Raw genomic sequence first — 16,705 nt, forward strand, 5'->3', positions numbered from 1 at the left:
GAACTCAATCGTTCGGCAGAGTATTTTTCTTTTTGCGCGAAAGTGCGGTGATTTTTTGCAATGTTTTTGCCGATAAAAAAGAAGGCTATTAATGCTAGCCTTCCAGTTTATTGATAAAGTATCCTTATGTAGGATGGGCTTTAGCCCATCATATTGAAATAATTATATTTTTTGATGGGCTAAAGCCCATCCTACACATAAAATACAATTTAAATCAGGTTTGTCATCAGTCTAGAAGGCTGTCAATGCCAACCTTCTTAAGTAATTTTTAGATTATGCTTAAATTAATGACTTGGTTCGCCTTCAATCGGCTTAATGCTTTCGTCAAACTCCGGCAGCGGTTTGTGTTCGCTGGCGATGTAAGAATAAATCACCGGCAAAACGAACAAGGTGAACAGCGTACCGATTGCCAAACCGGACACAATCACGATACCGATACTAAAGCGTGATACCGCACCGGCGCCGGAAGCGTACAATAACGGCACCAAGCCCGCGATCATCGCCGCCGTCGTCATCAGAATCGGACGTAACCGCACTTTTGCCGCGTGCATAATCGCTTCAATGCGCGTTTTGCCGTGGTTAAGTTGTTCTTCTTTCGCCACTTCGCACATTAAGATACCGTGTTTGGTAATCAAACCGACAAGCGTAATCAACCCGACTTCGGAATAAATGTTCAACGTCGTTCCCGCAATACCGAAGAATCCGAAGAAATTCAACGCGAATAAAGCGCCGCTCACGGCAAGCGGAACGGAGATCATAATCACGAACGGATCGCGCATCGATTCGAATTGAATCGCCAACACCAAGAAGATGATCACCACCGCAAGCGCAAAGGTCACCGCTAACGAATTACCTTCTTGTACCAACTGACGCGCTTCGCCTTTAAAGTCGTAGTTATAACCTTGCGGCAATTCTTTATCCGCCGTATCTTTTAGCCATTGCACCGCATCACCCGTACTGGTCGTCGGTGACGGCACGGCGCTGATAACCGCGGAATTCAACTGACTGAAACGCGGCAACGAACTCGGTTGCGCTTCTAAACTGACGGTTAATAAACTACTTAACGGCACGGCTTGCCCGTTGCTTGCTTGAACATAATAGTTATTCAAACTTTCCGGCGATAAACGATCTTTACGTTTTACCTGAGAAATTACTTTATACGCCCGACCGTCCAAATCCACGCGCGTAATAGTCGCAGCGGAAAGATAACTACCCAGCGTATTACTGATTTGGCTCATCGAAATGCCGTAAGAACCCGCTTTTTCTTTATCAATTTGAATTTTCATTTGCGCTGTGTCAAATTTCAAATCCAATGAGGTATAAACGAATTGTCCGGAAGTTTGCATTTTTTGCAAGAAATTACCGGCAACATTCGCCAAATCCTGATAATCGCCGGCTGTGCTGATTACAAAACCGATTGGCGGGCCTTGTTCTCCCGTATCAATTTCCGGAAACGAGAAACCACTGACAGAAATTTCTGGAATGGCTTTTGCTTGCGCGTTTAAATCCGCCAAAATCTGATTTTGTGAACGCGTGCGTTGGTTCCAATCTTTCAAGGTAATAATATTTAGCGATTGGTTAGTGCTCGGCGCACCGGAAATCACCATTGAGAATTGCACTTCGTCGGTATTTTTCAGAATTTGTTCATAAGATTTCATCGCCCCTTGAATATAATCGACGTTGACGTTCGACGGCGCCGTACCGATGGCAATAAAGGCACCTTTATCTTCCGCCGGCGTTAATTCGCTGGATAGCGAGTTAAACAACATCGGCAATGTAGCGAAAATCACTGCTGCAAACGCCAACATACATTTACGGTTCGCCATAATTAAACGCAACGCATATTCATAACCGCGATTGAGTTTACCTAAAGCACGCTCGATTAATTCTTCCAATTTGGACGGATTAGTGTGTGCTTTCAGTAATTTACTACTCATCATCGGTGATAAAGTCAACGCCACGATACCAGAAATAAACACCGCGCCGGCAAGTGTCAAAGCAAATTCTTTAAATAACGAACCGGTAATCCCGCTCATTAATGCCATCGGTGAGTACACGGCAACTAAGGCGATTGTCATCGAAATAACCGGCACGGCGATTTCACGCGTCCCGATAATTGCCGCTCTAAACGGCGTTTCGCCCAGTTTAATATGACGGTCAACGTTTTCCAACACTACGATCGCATCGTCCACCACCAACCCGATTGCCAGAATTAATGCCAGCAAGGTCATCAAGTTAATAGAGAAATCAAAAACTTGTAACAACATAATCACACCGATTAAGGAAATCGGAATCGTGATAACCGGAATTAAGATCGCACGGAACGAGCCGATAAACATCGTGATCACCACCAAAACAATCACTGTCGCTTCCAAAATGGTTTTCACCACTTCTTCAATGGAGCTGTTAATCGCAATAGTGCGGTCATATAAAATGTCGGTTTCCATACTGTCCGGCAAACTGCTTTTAATGTTTTCATACAGCGGACGCACGTTTTCAGCCACTGTTAACGGGTTTGCCGTCGAAGTCGGCTCAATCGCCAACACCACGGAATCGGAACCGTTCGCCACCGCTCGGCTGTCATCGGATTCTTTATTTAATTCCACATCGGCAATATCGCGCAAACGTACCAATTTATCACCGTCGGAGGCGACGATTAAATTGCGTAGCTGTTCAATGGTTGTCGTCGTGGTTTCGACTTTATTTTTGTAAACCGTAAAATAACCGTTGTCATTCCCTGCCGCCGTTTGGATATTATTTGACGACAACGCGGACATTACTTCCGGCGCGGACAGGTTTTGTGCCGCCATTTTTTGCGGATCCAACCAAATGCGCATCGCATATTGAGACGCACCGAAAATTTGAACTTTCGCCACCCCTTCAACGGTAAAGAACTGCGGTTTCACCACGCGTTCGATATAGTCCGTGACCTGACTGGCATCCAACTTATTGGAACGGAAACTGATATACATAATCCCCGAACCACCGGTGGAAGAGGTAATCGTCGGATCGTCGATCCCGCTTGGTAATTGCGAACGCACCGAGTTAACCTTCGCCAACACGTCCGCCAATGCCGCATTCGGATCCGTATTCAACTTCATTTTCACCGTAATGGAAGAAGAACTCGGACGGCTGGACGATGACATATAGTCGATATTATCCGCTTGCGCAATGGCTTCTTCCAATTTCGAGGTAACGAACGCCTGAATCAATCCGGCGTCCGCCCCCGCGTAAGTGGTGCTGACGCTAATAACCGTCGTCGTCATTTTAGGATATTCACGCACCGTCAGTTTCGCGATCGCTTGTAAACCGAGAATAATGATTAACAAGCTGATGGAAACCGCCAAAATCGGGCGACGAATAAATATATCTGTAAATTTCATTCGTAGTTTTCCTAATTAAAGATTGGTTTTCTTCGCCGGCTGTTGCGTACCCACGCCTTCTTTATCCGCAACAATCACCAAACTGCCGTTACTGAGGTTTTGCTGCCCGCCGGTGACAATCATATCGCCGACTTTAATATCGTCACCTTTCATTTGCGCATAGATGCCTTGGCGATCTTTGGTAAACACGGTAATTTGTTTCGCGCGATAAACTTTATCCATTTTGTCTTTATGCGGGAATTTATCGTTGCCGACTAATTTTTCTTTATCTTCATCGGAAAGTGCGGTCAAAACATAGGCACTTTCGCCGTACATATTATAGCTGACCGCTACTTGCGGAATCACAATCTGATTATTTTCCGTCGGCAATGCAATGCGCAAACGAGTAAACATTCCGGATAACAATTTACGTCCGTCTTCCGCATCAAAGGTCGCTTGCAAATCGATCAAGCCGGTGGAAGAACTGATCGCCGGTTCCATTGCGGTAATTTTTGCCGCAAAAGTCTCGCCTAAACGCGCGTCGGCGGTCGCCGTGACTTTTTGTCCGACGAATAAACGTTCCAAATCGTTTTGGGCAATCGAGAAATCCACTTTCATTAAACTGGTATCTTCAACCCGCACGATTTCCGTTCCGGTGGTGACATATTGACCGACATTAACTTTCACAATACCCGCATTTCCGTCGAAAGGCGCCACGATTTGACGACGTTCAATCGTGGATTTCAACGCTTCGATATCCGCCAACAGCGCATCATAACTCGCCTTGGCGTTATCCAATTCTTGTTGTGAAACACTGTTGGTTTTATACAGCGCCGCATAACGTTGATAAGTTTGTCGAGTTGAAGATAATTTCGCCTCGGACGCTTTTAAATTCGCTTTCTCGACGGAACTGTCCAATTCCACCAACAAATCGCCTTTTTTCACGTTTTGTCCGGATTGCACCAACACCTGAGAAACCGTACCGGAAACCTGCGCGCTTAACATCGCACCTTGATTCGGACGCACTAAACCCGTGGTTTCAATCACCGGTGTCCACTGCTTCGCTTCCACCTTCATCGCCGTTACAGGATTCGCCGTTTCCGGCAAACTCGCCATATATTTGCCGATACCGATACCTTTAAAAATATTGGCGGCAATCATTCCGATAAAAATCAAAACCACCACGCCCAACACGACTTTCATCAAAAAAAGATGAGAACGCTTCGGTTTTGTTAATTGAGTTGATTGACTCATAAAAAACTCCTAGAAAACATATCGCTTTAAATAAAAAATTACTTTTGAATCGCCCGCCAAGTGCGAGCGATGACATCTTCCAACATTTCATCGGACAGTTGTTGCTTGAAAAAATGGCAATCAACGGATAAATGCACCGCACTTTTCAAGCCCAATGAAAATAAAATATGACTCGGCAAATCACAGATCACCTGATCTTTGATCGCATTTTGACAAAACCGGTTCCAATAACTTTGCGGCTCCAATTCCATACAAACTTCATAAAAGTGCGGTAAAGATTGATACTGATTCAAATTCACCACAATCATCGGATTATCTTTTAAAAACAACCAGATATTCCACCAAATTTGTCGGTATTGCTCAAAATAAGGGCGAGTTTCGTCACGGTTTCGCTCAATCGCTTGGGTAAACTGAGAAAACACATATTGGGCGAATTGCATCAGCAATTCGTCTTTATTTTTAAAATAAATATAAATTGTTCCTGCGGAAATATTCGCCGCTCGAGCGATTTTGTGCATCGAAAGATTATGCAATCCTCCTTCCGCCATTAATCGCTCGGTCGCAGCAAAAATCTGCGCAGTCATATCAAGTTCTGATTGACGCATAGTAGAAAATAAAAAAATTGGAAAAAAGAGAGAACAAACAGCGTTTTTAGGGACTGAATGAACGTTCGTTCATTTTAATGAAATTTTGTCTTAACGCAAGCGATAAATACAAGATTGTGTAAAAACAAACCTCACGCCAAAAAACAACGAGCCGCAAAGGCGGCTCGATATGTTATTGATTGCGCGGGTCAATAAGTTTAATTTGATCAGGTTGTCTCACCTCTAAATAACCCGAATCACCACTTAATGTGTCGCTATTAATATAACTTTGTGATAGCGATTAATCACAAAACCACTACATCCCAATCACCACACAAGTGCCGACGGATTTAGCGCGTTCTAAGGCGGAATTTGCAGCGGCGCGATCACCTATCGGGCCGATTACTACGCGGTTCCAATCCGCGCTGGAATTGATTCGAGCATTAAAGCCTGCCATAGCCAAACGCGCTTGCATATTTTCCGCTTGTTCTTTATTTTTGAATGCACCGCATTGTAAGCCGAATTTTTTCTCGCCTGCAGAACTTTGTGCGGTTTCAGTTTTTTTCACCGCTTGCGCTTGTTCCGTCGTTTTTTTCGTTTCGACTTTTTTATTTTCCGCTGCTGCAGCCGGTTTAGTATTTTCCGTTTTCACTTCCGCCGGTTTAGCTTCTACGGTTTTTACTTCGCTCGGTTTTGTCGCGGTCGGTTTATTTTCAACCGTTTTTTCAACATTCGGTTTCGCTTCCGTCGCTTTTACGGTTTGTTGCTGCGCGGCGGTTTCTTCCGCTTTTTTACGTTCTTCTGCTTGTTTTGCTCGTGCAAGTTCGGCTTCTTTTTGTTCTTTTTCCATTTGCAACAGCACTTTTTTCTGTTCTTCGGTTAAGCGCATATTTTTTTCTAAGGATTGCGGATCATTATCCACCGGCACGGTGCGCGTTTCCAAGGCTTTAATATAGCTCCAAACTTCTTCCGGCGGTGTCGGTAACACGCTTTTCGGCTGCGTTTTTTCTTGCGGTGCGGCGACCGGCATCGTTTCGGAAGATTTTTCTTTCAATAAGTAAAGCCCCGCCGCAAATGCGCCGATCACAATTAAAGCGAGTGTTAAAAGTAGCGTTTTGTTTCCTTTTTTGGCTTGTTTCTTTTTCTTCGCACCGTTACGGGCAACATAATCTCGTTGTGTCACAATAAAACCTTTTTGTTTGTTCCAAAAGTAAAATCAAATATGAAATAAGTAAAAAATAACCGCGATTTTACTGAAAAATCGCCTATTTTTCCAGTTTTAAGTTAAATCTAGCGGATCCACGTCCAAAATCCACCGCACTTGGCTTTGTTTTAACGGCGAATCCGCTTGAAATCGGCTCAAACCGCGCTGCAAAGCGCCTTTAGACGCGTGTTGTAATAATAGTTGCCAGCGATATTGTCCGGCTTTTTTCACAAAAGGCGCGGGAATTGGGCCTAAAATTTGCAAGCCTTCGATTTTTTCTTCAATAATCCAACGACGAAAATAATCCGCGACTTGATTTAATAAGGCTTCCGCTTGTTCGCTATGCCGACTTTGCGCTTTAAATAAGGCTTGCGAACTAAAAGGCGGCAATCCGGTTTGCCGACGTAATGCAAGCGCTTGTTCGGCAAATGCCGCATAGCCTTGCGCTAATAATTTGCGCAGCAACGGATGATCGGGATAATGGGTTTGCAACACCACTTCGCCTTGCTTTTCCTCTCGACCGGCACGGCCGGCGACTTGCATATAAAGCTGCGCCAAGCGTTCTTCCGCACGAAAATCGACGGAAAATAACGCGCCGTCCACATTTAATAACGCTACCAGCGTCACGTCGGGAAAATGGTGTCCTTTCGCCAACATTTGCGTGCCGATAAGAATTTGGCTGCGCCCTTGATGAATATCCTGCAAATAATTTTCCAAACGCCCTTTGCGTTGTGTGCTATCGCGGTCGATTCGAGTAATGCCGTATTGCGGAAAATGTTGTTTCAATACGTCTTCCAGCTGTTCCGTGCCTAATCCGGTGGTCATTAAATGGGTTGAACCGCATTGTTCGCATTGTCGCGGCACGGCTTTTTGCGAAGCGCAATGATGACAACGCAACACGCGCTGCCGTTGATGATAAGTATAAGGTTTATCGCAATGGCGGCATTGCGCGATCCAACCGCACTCGTGGCAGAACAGCACCGGCGCGAAACCACGTCGATTGAGAAATAACAAAACTTGATTGCCCTTTTCCAAATGCTCGCGCATTTTATTCAATAAAGCGTCGGATAAGCCGTTTTGGATGCGTTGATGTTTCAAATCAATCACGAATTGGCGAAGTGCGGTGCTTTTTCCTGCTCTTTTTGACAATACAATCGACGAATATTTGCCTAATTTCACATTATTCAAACTTTCAAAACTCGGCGTTGCCGACCCCAATATAATCGGAATATTCAGCTGTTTCGCATAAACCACCGCCAAATCGCGCGCGTGATAGCGCCAACCATCTTGTTGCTTAAAAGAACCGTCGTGTTCTTCATCAATCACAATCAGCCCTAAATCCTTAAATTGGGTAAACAGCGCGGATCTTGTGCCGATAACCACCGCACTTTGCCCGTTTTTCGCCCGTTGCCACACTTGCAAGCGTTGCGTTTCGTTTAAATTGGAATGTAAGACGTCAATCTCGACGTTAAAACGCGATTGAAAACGCTGCACGGTTTGCGGCGTAAGCCCGATTTCAGGCACCAACACCAAAACCTGCCGACCTTTTTGCAAGATTTCTTCGATAAATTGCAGATAAATTTCCGTTTTGCCCGAACCCGTCACGCCATCCAGCAACCACGCGGCAAATCCTTGACGGAAAACAAGCTGCGTCAGCGCTAAAGCTTGTTCTTTGTTTAAGGTCAAACGATTTTCCGCATTGGTTATCGGCAAGGGCGCGCATTTTTCTTGCCAAGGCACAATTTCCGTTTTTTGTTCGATTTCTTCGATATATTCTTTCTGTTTGAGGTTTGCCCAAATCGTCGCAGAAAACCCATTATTGCCTTTTTCCGCCTCGGCAGTGAGCAAAGAAGATAACGCCTCGCGCTGTTTTTTCGAACGTTTTAATTCATCATCTTTCAAAGCTTGCTGCCCAAGTGCGGTCAGTTTAAAAAAAGTTTTTGTTTTTTCCACCGCACTTTCGCCTTGGCGCAATTTCACCGGCAATGCGTTCAGCAACACTTCACCGAGCGGCGCTTGGTAATAACTCGCCGCCCAATGCAATAAGCGCCAAAGCGGTGCGCTAAATACGGAGGTTTCGTCCAAACAATTAAGAATCGGCTTAATTTGTTCTTCTGGCACTTCGCTATGTTGCGGAAAATCCACAATGACGCCTACACGCGTTTGCGTACCAAAAGGCACCGACACCCGACAACCGATTTGTGCCTCCGAATCCGCCGGCAGCCAATAATCGAAAAACTGAAATAACGGCACTGCAAGCGCCACTCGAACTAATTTCATACTTAGCCTATACAAAAAATGATGATTAATTATAGCGAAATAATCCAAAGGCTTGAATATTCCTTTTTTTATTGTATAATTTGCCACCTTACACACACTGCCTTTACGGCGTAATATTAACTACACTCGGTGCCGAATTCGGTTTCGGAGAGCGGAGTGGCTTCAATCGAGGTTTTCTATGAAACAAGGTATTCATCCTGAATATAAAGAAATTACCGTAACTTGTTCTTGCGGTAACGTAATCAAAACTCGCTCGACAGTGGGCAAAGATTTAAACTTGGACGTATGCGGCAACTGCCACCCGTTCTATACCGGTAAACAACGTGTTGTTGACACCGGCGGTCGCGTAGAACGTTTCAACAAACGTTTCAGCATCCCAAGCAAAAAATAATTCGGATTTACAAAATAAAACCTCGCTTATGCGAGGTTTTATTTTATCAAGTGTATCCAAATCTAACTTAACCCATTGTTTTCTTTCTTAGGATTTCCGATATAGTTGAATTAAGCCAAGTCGAGGCCTGCTGCAAAAATCGCTCGATTGCGTGCCGTCACAAATACACCAATTTTTAAATTCGGGTAACATTCTTTTAATTGTCTTAAGTGCAATCCGTGCGCAACGGCATCACCAATCGCATCACCGACCGGATGAAGTAAAACGGAATCAATTTGGCTAAGATCCCGTTTTGTCGTAGGTCGTCGAGATCCGAAAAGCGTTACAATAATTTTATTAAAAAACATATCACCTCAAAAAGGATAAAGCTTAACGATTGTCCGAATGGTTCAAGCGTCCATAATTTGCTATAATTGCCGCCGATTCATCCGGTCAATATATTGAGTTTGGAAAGTTATGAGTATAAAGGATACCCTAAGAAAAATCCGCCTCTCTTTAGGCAAACAGCTGATCGATATTAAGAAACGAAAAACCGAGGTTCCGACAGAGATAAAGAGAATCCTCTTTTTACGTCAAGACGGAAAAATCGGCGATTATATCGTCAGTTCTTTTGTTTTTCGCGAAATAAAAAAACAAATGCCTGCCGTACATATCGGTGTGGTTTGTACAAAAAACAACGCTTATTTGTTTACCGACAATCCCTATATCGATCAGCTTTATTTTGTTAAAAAACGCAGCATATTTTCTCTCATAAAGTGCGGTCTGAATTTACGCAAATTTCAATATGACGTTGTGATCGACCCGACCGTATTATTACGTAATCGCGATTTGCTGTTTCTTCGTTTAATTAATGCTAAAATTAATCTGGGTTATTTAAAAGACGATTATAAATTATTTAATCTTAATATCGATAACCCGAATTTACATTTTGCCGACGTATATAAAACTGCCTTAGAAAAAATAGGCTTTCATTCCCTCAATACGGAATATGAAATTCCAAGCAACGAATCGGCAAAAAATGCAGTTGAAAAATTTATTAAGAAAAATCAACTGACTAAATTTATTGCAATTAATTTTTTTGGAAACGGTTCATCCCGCCGTTTCAACGATAGCAATATCGTGGCGATATTAGATCATTCGGTTAAAAATACCGAGCTGCCGATCGTTTTATTAACCTATCCCGAAATGACGGAAAAATTAAAAACGTTATCAATGGTCAATGGTCAATGGTCAATACCTTATCGTAAAATTTTTATTATGGAAGAAACTACGACTATTTTTCATACCATCGAATTGATTCGGCGTTGTAATCTTCTGATTTCACCGGATACCGCGACAATTCATATTGCCGCCGGATTAAATAAACCGATCATCGGATTTTATAGCCAAGATCAAGAAAACTTCGTTCACTGGCATCCGAATAGTAAAAATAAGACATTTATTTTACGTTATGGCGATAATATTAATGAAATAAAACCCGAACAAATTCCACTAGAGCAACTAAAATGATTAATCTTATTTTACTTACCTTCGGCGAGCGTTTGGAAAACCACTACCAAGCCGTTTTTTCTATTTTAACCTATTTAAAAGATCCCTTGATTAAACGCGTGATCGTGGTGACGGATCGCCGCGAGTTTTATACTTGGCTGCAAAATGAAATTGAAATCATCGAAATTAATCAAACCGTCTTAAACGAATGGCAAGGCGCTCATCAATTCTTTTGGCGGGTAAAGATTAAAGCCCTTGAAGCGGTACAACAAAAATATCCGCAAGAAAATTTGCTTTATGTGGATAGCGACACCTTTTTAGCCGGCGAATTAAGCGCAATGCAGGCGCAATTATCGCAAGGCGTGCCCTTTATGCATAAAGCGGAATGGGCGCTCAATGCACAAAAAGATAAAACCTTGAAAAAAATGCACCGCACTTTATGCGGCAAGACCGTTGCCGATATTCGACTGACGGATCAAACCACGATGTGGAATGCAGGCGTCATCGCCTTACCCGCCGACAAAGCGGAAGCGATGATCGCTTTAACCTTGCAAGCCTGCGACGAAATGTGCGCTACCGACAGCCCGAAACGCTTATTGGAGCAATTCGCCTTTTCCGTGGCATTAAATCACCTCGGTTCGCTGCAGCCTTGCGATAAAATCATCGGGCATTACTGGGGCAATAAAATCGAATGGAATCAATCCATTGCCGAGTTTTTACTGAATGCGCAACTCACAGGACGCAGCGTAACGCAATGTGTGGAATCGTTGCGCGAATTCGATTGGAGCAAATTGCCGTTAACCAAAAAGCAACGTAGCACCAATGAAAAGTTAAAAGGTTTGATCGACAAATTTTTTCGACCTAAAAATATCAGTTATTTTTCTTAATTTAATATCGGACTCACAATGACCATTATCGGACCTTATATCAACGGCACCGCCATTGTACTCGGCGCACTTATCGGCGCCGGTCTCGGCAAACGCGTGCCGGAACCCTTGCGCCATAATCTCACCTTAATCTTCGGTTTATGTTCAATGGGAATGGGCGTTGTGATGACGGCAAAAGTCGCCTCAATGCCCGCAATGGTGTTATCCGTTTTAATCGGTAGTATTCTCGGCGAACTTATTTTACTGGAACAAGGTATCAACAAACTGGCTTCAAGCACCAAAGGCATTGTCGAACGATTATTGCCGTTCAAACCCAACGCCCACCTCTCACACGAAGAATTTTTAGCCAAATTTGTCGCCGTGATGATCTTGTTTTCGTTCAGCGGAACCGGCATTTTCGGTGCGATGAATGAAGGAATGAGCGGCGATGAAAGTATTTTGATTGTTAAATCCTTTTTGGATTTCTTTACCGCGATGATTTTTGCCGCCACTTTAGGGGTTTCCGTCGCCGCCATTTTTGTGCCGCAAACCTTGCTACAACTGATTTTGGCTTATAGCGCGGTAATGCTTATTCCTTTAATCACGCCTGAAATGCGCGCAGATTTCGCCGCCGTCGGCGGAATGTTAATGATCGCGACCGGCTTTCGCATTTGCGGCGTCACAATGTTCCGCGTCGCCAATATTCTACCGGCTTTATTTTTAGCAATGCCGATTTCCGCGTTATGGCGGATGTTTTTCTAGGTCTTAGATTAGTGACAAACCTGATGCAAAAGGGGCGTATGCCATACGCCCCGATAATAAAAAACTTTATTAATAAACGAGACATACCTCGTGCGTCCGAATATAAACATCCCTTTATCGTCAATCGTTCAAGAATTTCGCTTTTTTAACCTCAATCCTTTTCTGCCAAATCCTGACGCAAGGAAACCATTAATTGATCGATTTTGAAATTTTCCGTATCGATTATTTCGAATTTGTAGCGATCGTACAACACAAAATCCGTTTTCTTCGGAATTTTACGCAGCATATACATCATAAATCCGCTGATGGTTTCATAATTTTCCGCATCTGGGAATTCGTCGATTTCCAAGGCGCGCATTACATCTTCCAGCGGTGTGGCGCCGTCAATCAGCCAAGAGGTTTCGTCGCGGCGGACAATTTGTTCTTCTTCGCTGGAAACCAATTCGCCCATTACGATACTCATTACGTCATTTAAGGTGACAATCCCGACCACTAAGGCGTATTCGTTGACGATTACGGCAAAATCCTCGCCCGCCGATTTAAATAATTCCAATACTTCATATAACGACAACGTATCGGGAATAAACAGCGGCTTGCGCAAAACTCGTTGATCCGTCAATGTCACGTCTTGATCTTGCAAATACAAGGTTAACAAAGTGTGCGATTCCACATAGCCCAAGATTTTATCCAATCCGTTGTCGCAAATCGGTAATTTGGAATGCGGGTTGGCTTTTAACGTCATTAACACTTGGTTGCGATCAAAAGTGCGGTCTAAAAAAATGATATTTTCGCGCGTAGTCATTGTGGAAGTGACGGTGCGTTCCTGCATATCGAAAATATTTTCGATTAAATAATGCTCTTGCGCTTTTAATACGCCGGCTTCCGCACCGGCATCCACCACCGCAACAATATCTTCGGAAGTTAAATTATCTTCGCGCACGGTAGAAATTTTAAACAGGCGAAATATGCCGTTGGCAATGGTATCGAATAACCAAACTAAGGGCTTAAACAACACAATACTGAACAACATAATGCGCACGGTGCGCAATGCCACGGTTTCCGGATTGGTCATCGCCAAACGTTTTGGAATTAAATCCGCCAGTAAAATAAACGAAACCGTCACTAATACGAAGGATAATCCGGATGCCGCCGATTCCAGCCATTCCGGTCGGGTATAATCGGCTAAAACCTGCTGTAAGAACGGACTGACCGCACTTTCGCCGATCACCCCGCCCAAAATTGCCACCATATTCAAGCCGATTTGCACGACGGTAATAAACCGCCCCGGATGTTCTTGCAGTTTAAGCACTAATTCGGCGCGTTCATCGCCTTCGTTGGCGAGATTTTGCAATTTGATTTTTCTCGCGCCGGCAAGGGAAATTTCTGCCGAAGAAATCACCGCACTTATTGCAATTAGGATAATCAAAATTAAAATCGCTTCAAATAATCCCATAATTTTTCTCATTTCTTTCGTTTCAAAATTAAAATGGTGCGAATCTCAGCCGCACCACTTTAGGATAAAAATTTTTACGCCGGTTATTCCTCGCTGTCAAACCAACCGCGCACAAATTGGATTGAGAAGAATAAGGTGATCAACAAGAAGAAATAAAACACATAGGCTAAAATCGGATATGACGCGCCTTCATCTAAGGTCACTTCTTTAATCGACGTTGCATTGCGGAATTCGTCGAACATCACGATGCGCCAGCCGTAATACTTCACTTGCACTAATTTATGCTCCACGGAAAAACTTTGCGCTTTTGCCTGTAAATCGGCGGATCCGAATTTAAAGTAAAACGGAAAACCCCAGCGCGTATCTTCGTTACGATATACCATCACCTTACTTTCGTTCGGTTTTTGCGTATAAATATAATACACGTCGCGGGTCGGGCCGTCCGCCGGATTAGCTTTGGTAATCGGGCCGTCTTTATCCACGCGTTTGACTTCCACGCCGGTCACTCTGGTAATGTCATAGCTCGGCGTGACATAATTCACCACGGAAAATAAAAAAGCGTGAAATAAAAAAATCACAAGGAAAAAAAAGTATTTTAGGAATTTTCTCATTCGTTGTTCCTCAAGCTGTTGGCGTTGAATTATTGTACATTAATTTTAAACAAACGCTCAAAATTTTGTGTGGTAATGCGTGCAAATTCTTCCGGCGACACGCCTTTCAGCGTCGCCGTATAATCGCACACTTCGCGCACATACGCCGGTTGATTTTGTTTGCCACGATAAGGTATCGGCGCCAAATACGGGCTGTCCGTTTCGATTAATAAACGATCCAAAGGCACGAGGCGAATCACTTCGCGCAATTCTTCGGCATTTTTAAACGTGATAATGCCGGAAACGGAAATATAAAAACCTAAATCCAAGGCTTGTTTCGCCATTTCCTCATTTTCGGTAAAACAATGCAAAACACCACCGCACTTTTCCGCGCTGTGCGCTCTTAATAGCGCGATCGTGTCCTCGCGGGCGGCACGCGTATGCACGATAATCGGTTTCGACAGCTGTTTGGCAATGTCGATTTGTTGGGCGAATACCGATTGCTGCAAGCTTTTGTTTTCCGCGCTGTAATAATAATCCAAACCACATTCGCCGATCGCCACCACTTTTTTATCCCTTGCCAATTTCAACAAGCGCGCGTAATCGAAAGGTTCTTCATCCAAATCCAACGGATGTACCCCGCAAGACAGGGAAATTTCATTAAAATGCTTTAATGTTTCATACATTTGGATGTAGCGATTCAAGGTGACGCCGACCGCCAATAAATGTTTCACCCCGCGCAACCGCGCTTTTTCCACCACATCTTCCACATCGCGATGTAAATTTTCATAATCCAACGCGTCAAGATGGCAATGACTATCTACTATAAACATTCTTTTTTCCTATTTATCTTTCTTTTCAAATACATCGGTAATTAACCGAGTTAAACCGTCGAGCAAAATCAGTTCTTGATTCACGCCGTTAATTTGCGCCAAATCCGACCGCACTTTTGCAATGATTGCATTGGCTTGTAATAAATCTTGTGCGCTTTGTTGCGCATTGAATTGTTCGATGCCGCGCGCCAAATCCGTATTAATCAATCCTTGCGAAATACCCAATTTGGCTTTCAAGGCGTCAGATAAAAATGAAGCAAGCCAATCTAATTGTTGAAAAATCAATGCATTATCAAAAAACGGCAATAATTCCAGCGGCGAACGACGCGAATAAAACAACCAAAATTGACGCAAAAACATTTTGCGTTTTTCCAATAAATTTTGTTGCAACATTGTCAACGCGCTTAACGGGCGACCGTAATTCACGCGCAAAGCGATTTCGCGTTCTTCCGCCGACCATTCGCCTTGTTGCGCCAACCAATTCAACGCGATTCGTTCCGCCGGCAAATGAATCGTCCACACCTGACAACGGCTGTAAATCGTCGCCAACAAAGGCGCGGACACATCCGTTTGTAACAAGAAATAGGTGTTCGGGCGCGGTTCTTCCAAGGTTTTCAACATTGCGTTCGCTGCCGATTCGGTTAAACGCTCCGCTTCTTTGACAAACAATATTTTATTGCCGTTTTGTTGCGCGAATTGGGTTAGTTTTTCATTGATTTCGCGCACTTGTTCGATGCCGATGTCGCGATTTTCCTGCGAAGCCAAATAATAAACATCCGGATGATTTCCCGCGACAAGCAAACGGCAGGCGTGACATTGCCCGCAAGGTGCGTTTTCGTGCGGCTGGGTACAGATTAATCGCTGTGCCGTCGCACGAATTAACTGCTCGACGCCCACGCCCTGTTCGCTTTTAAACAGCAAGGCGTGATGCCCTCTGCCGCGGCGAAAGGCATCGATAATTTTGTCATAATAAGGCTGCAACCAAGGATATAAATCGTGCATAAGCGTTATCGAGCGAATTTAACGAAATTTTTCACCGCACTTTGAATGTCGCGGCGTACTTGTTCGATGGATTGTTCAGCGTTGATGATCATCGCTTTCGGATTTTTTTCCACTAATTCCAAATAACGCGCGCGAGTGCGGTGGAAAAAATCCAAGTTTTGTCGTTCAATCCGATCCAGCTCGCCGCGACCGCGCGCGCGCGCCAAACCGACGGCGGGATCAATATCCAAATATAAGGTAAAATCCGGTTCGAAATCGCCCAACACCGTTTGTTTTAAGGTTTGCAGTAAATGCTTATCCATTTGCCGCCCGCCGCCTTGATAAGCTTGCGAAGATAAATCGTGCCGATCGCCGACTACCCATTTGCCCGCCTGCAACGCTGGTTTGATGCGATTTTCTACCAACTGAATACGCGCGGCATATAACATTAATAATTCGGCTTTGTCCGTGACCGGTTCTTCATTTTCGTGCTTAATTAGCTCGCGCAGCTTTTCTGCCAACGGCGTGCCGCCCGGTTCGCGGGTAAAAATTACGTCTTCAATACCTAGTTCTTTCAAAGTATCGACCACGGCTTGATGCGCCGTGGTTTTGCCCGCGCCTTCCAAGCCTTCGATTACGATAAATTTCCCCGTCATT

The 16,705-nt window shown here is 44.0% G+C and carries 15 protein-coding genes; 4 read left to right on the forward strand and 11 right to left on the reverse strand.

The features are described 5' to 3' along the window. Nucleotides 1–284 precede the first annotated feature (284 nt). The 5 genes from acrB to priA all read right to left on the reverse strand — a co-directional run bounded on the left by acrB (nucleotide 285) and on the right by priA (nucleotide 8,684). Entirely contained in the window at nucleotides 285–3,383 is a 3,099-nt protein-coding gene (acrB, locus tag CVP04_RS02040; RefSeq protein WP_100295859.1) for a multidrug efflux RND transporter permease subunit AcrB, read from the reverse strand. A 15-nt stretch (nucleotides 3,384–3,398) separates the two neighbouring features. Continuing rightward, entirely contained in the window at nucleotides 3,399–4,616 is a 1,218-nt protein-coding gene (gene acrA, locus CVP04_RS02045; RefSeq protein WP_100295860.1) for a multidrug efflux RND transporter periplasmic adaptor subunit AcrA, read from the reverse strand. A 38-nt stretch (nucleotides 4,617–4,654) separates the two neighbouring features. Continuing rightward, the gene (locus CVP04_RS02050) at nucleotides 4,655–5,221 is read right to left on the reverse strand and encodes a TetR/AcrR family transcriptional regulator (protein WP_100295861.1); all 567 of its coding nucleotides are present in this window, start codon (nucleotides 5,219–5,221) and stop codon (nucleotides 4,655–4,657) included. A 295-nt stretch (nucleotides 5,222–5,516) separates the two neighbouring features. Then, nucleotides 5,517–6,383, reverse strand: coding sequence for a cell division protein FtsN (ftsN, locus tag CVP04_RS02055; RefSeq protein WP_100295862.1), 867 nt, complete (start codon nucleotides 6,381–6,383; stop codon nucleotides 5,517–5,519). Nucleotides 6,384–6,479: 96 nt separating this feature from the next. Beyond that, the gene (priA, locus tag CVP04_RS02060) at nucleotides 6,480–8,684 is read right to left on the reverse strand and encodes a primosomal protein N' (RefSeq protein ID WP_100295863.1); all 2,205 of its coding nucleotides are present in this window, start codon (nucleotides 8,682–8,684) and stop codon (nucleotides 6,480–6,482) included. A 178-nt stretch (nucleotides 8,685–8,862) separates the two neighbouring features. On the opposite strand from priA, the gene rpmE reads away from it, so the two are divergent. Continuing rightward, on the forward strand, nucleotides 8,863–9,075 hold the full coding sequence (gene rpmE / locus CVP04_RS02065) for a 50S ribosomal protein L31 (protein ID WP_100295864.1): 213 nt from the start codon (nucleotides 8,863–8,865) through the stop codon (nucleotides 9,073–9,075). A gap of 110 nt (nucleotides 9,076–9,185) precedes the next feature. On the opposite strand, the gene CVP04_RS02070 is transcribed toward rpmE, so the two are convergent. Further along, nucleotides 9,186–9,422 (reverse strand): hypothetical protein, encoded by a 237-nt coding sequence (locus tag CVP04_RS02070; RefSeq protein ID WP_100295865.1) that lies wholly within the window; start codon nucleotides 9,420–9,422, stop codon nucleotides 9,186–9,188. 109 nt (nucleotides 9,423–9,531) lie between these two features. Here CVP04_RS02070 and CVP04_RS02075 point away from each other — a divergent pair, with 109 nt between their 5' ends. From CVP04_RS02075 to CVP04_RS02085, 3 genes are read left to right on the forward strand one after another with little or no spacing between them, the layout of a single operon-like run. Next, nucleotides 9,532–10,584, forward strand: coding sequence for a glycosyltransferase family 9 protein (locus CVP04_RS02075; RefSeq protein WP_100295866.1), 1,053 nt, complete (start codon nucleotides 9,532–9,534; stop codon nucleotides 10,582–10,584). Further along, nucleotides 10,581–11,450, forward strand: a complete 870-nt coding sequence (locus CVP04_RS02080) for a hypothetical protein (RefSeq protein ID WP_100295867.1) — start codon at nucleotides 10,581–10,583, stop codon at nucleotides 11,448–11,450. The genes CVP04_RS02075 and CVP04_RS02080 overlap by 4 nt, the downstream gene beginning before the upstream one ends. 18 nt (nucleotides 11,451–11,468) lie before the next feature. After that, entirely contained in the window at nucleotides 11,469–12,191 is a 723-nt protein-coding gene (locus CVP04_RS02085) for a DUF554 domain-containing protein (RefSeq protein WP_100295868.1), read from the forward strand. Nucleotides 12,192–12,342: 151 nt separating this feature from the next. Here CVP04_RS02085 and paeA read toward each other — a convergent pair whose 3' ends face one another. The 5 genes from paeA to tmk form a co-directional block, all read right to left on the reverse strand. Then, nucleotides 12,343–13,644 carry a polyamine export protein PaeA gene (gene paeA / locus CVP04_RS02090; protein WP_100295925.1) on the reverse strand — a complete coding sequence of 434 codons (1,302 nt, stop codon included), beginning with the start codon at nucleotides 13,642–13,644 and terminating at the stop codon, nucleotides 12,343–12,345. Nucleotides 13,645–13,727: 83 nt separating this feature from the next. Further along, nucleotides 13,728–14,255, reverse strand: a complete 528-nt coding sequence (locus tag CVP04_RS02095; RefSeq protein ID WP_100295869.1) for a DUF1523 family protein — start codon at nucleotides 14,253–14,255, stop codon at nucleotides 13,728–13,730. Nucleotides 14,256–14,284: 29 nt separating this feature from the next. Beyond that, entirely contained in the window at nucleotides 14,285–15,067 is a 783-nt protein-coding gene (locus CVP04_RS02100; RefSeq protein ID WP_100295870.1) for a TatD family hydrolase, read from the reverse strand. 9 nt (nucleotides 15,068–15,076) lie between these two features. Next, nucleotides 15,077–16,069: a DNA polymerase III subunit delta' gene (locus tag CVP04_RS02105; protein ID WP_100295871.1), complete on the reverse strand. Its 993-nt coding sequence runs from the start codon at nucleotides 16,067–16,069 to the stop codon at nucleotides 15,077–15,079. 5 nt (nucleotides 16,070–16,074) lie between these two features. Then, nucleotides 16,075–16,704: a dTMP kinase gene (tmk, locus tag CVP04_RS02110; RefSeq protein ID WP_100295872.1), complete on the reverse strand. Its 630-nt coding sequence runs from the start codon at nucleotides 16,702–16,704 to the stop codon at nucleotides 16,075–16,077. Nucleotide 16,705 lies beyond the last annotated feature (1 nt).

The organism is Caviibacterium pharyngocola, assembly GCF_002795405.1.
Lineage (GTDB): Bacteria > Pseudomonadota > Gammaproteobacteria > Enterobacterales > Pasteurellaceae > Caviibacterium > Caviibacterium pharyngocola.

Excerpts from the sequence above, each read along its gene's own strand:
- acrB (WP_100295859.1), bottom strand. The coding sequence starts at position 3,383 with ATGAAATTTACAGATATATTTATTCGTCGCCCGATTTTGGCGGTTTCC.
- acrA (WP_100295860.1), bottom strand. The coding sequence starts at position 4,616 with ATGAGTCAATCAACTCAATTAACAAAACCGAAGCGTTCTCATCTTTTT.
- CVP04_RS02050 (WP_100295861.1), bottom strand. The coding sequence starts at position 5,221 with ATGCGTCAATCAGAACTTGATATGACTGCGCAGATTTTTGCTGCGACC.
- priA (WP_100295863.1), bottom strand. The coding sequence starts at position 8,684 with ATGAAATTAGTTCGAGTGGCGCTTGCAGTGCCGTTATTTCAGTTTTTC.
- rpmE (WP_100295864.1), top strand. The coding sequence starts at position 8,863 with ATGAAACAAGGTATTCATCCTGAATATAAAGAAATTACCGTAACTTGT.
- CVP04_RS02070 (WP_100295865.1), bottom strand. The coding sequence starts at position 9,422 with ATGTTTTTTAATAAAATTATTGTAACGCTTTTCGGATCTCGACGACCT.
- CVP04_RS02075 (WP_100295866.1), top strand. The coding sequence starts at position 9,532 with ATGAGTATAAAGGATACCCTAAGAAAAATCCGCCTCTCTTTAGGCAAA.
- CVP04_RS02080 (WP_100295867.1), top strand. The coding sequence starts at position 10,581 with ATGATTAATCTTATTTTACTTACCTTCGGCGAGCGTTTGGAAAACCAC.
- CVP04_RS02085 (WP_100295868.1), top strand. The coding sequence starts at position 11,469 with ATGACCATTATCGGACCTTATATCAACGGCACCGCCATTGTACTCGGC.
- paeA (WP_100295925.1), bottom strand. The coding sequence starts at position 13,644 with ATGGGATTATTTGAAGCGATTTTAATTTTGATTATCCTAATTGCAATA.
- CVP04_RS02095 (WP_100295869.1), bottom strand. The coding sequence starts at position 14,255 with ATGAGAAAATTCCTAAAATACTTTTTTTTCCTTGTGATTTTTTTATTT.
- CVP04_RS02100 (WP_100295870.1), bottom strand. The coding sequence starts at position 15,067 with ATGTTTATAGTAGATAGTCATTGCCATCTTGACGCGTTGGATTATGAA.
- CVP04_RS02105 (WP_100295871.1), bottom strand. The coding sequence starts at position 16,069 with ATGCACGATTTATATCCTTGGTTGCAGCCTTATTATGACAAAATTATC.
- tmk (WP_100295872.1), bottom strand. The coding sequence starts at position 16,704 with ATGACGGGGAAATTTATCGTAATCGAAGGCTTGGAAGGCGCGGGCAAA.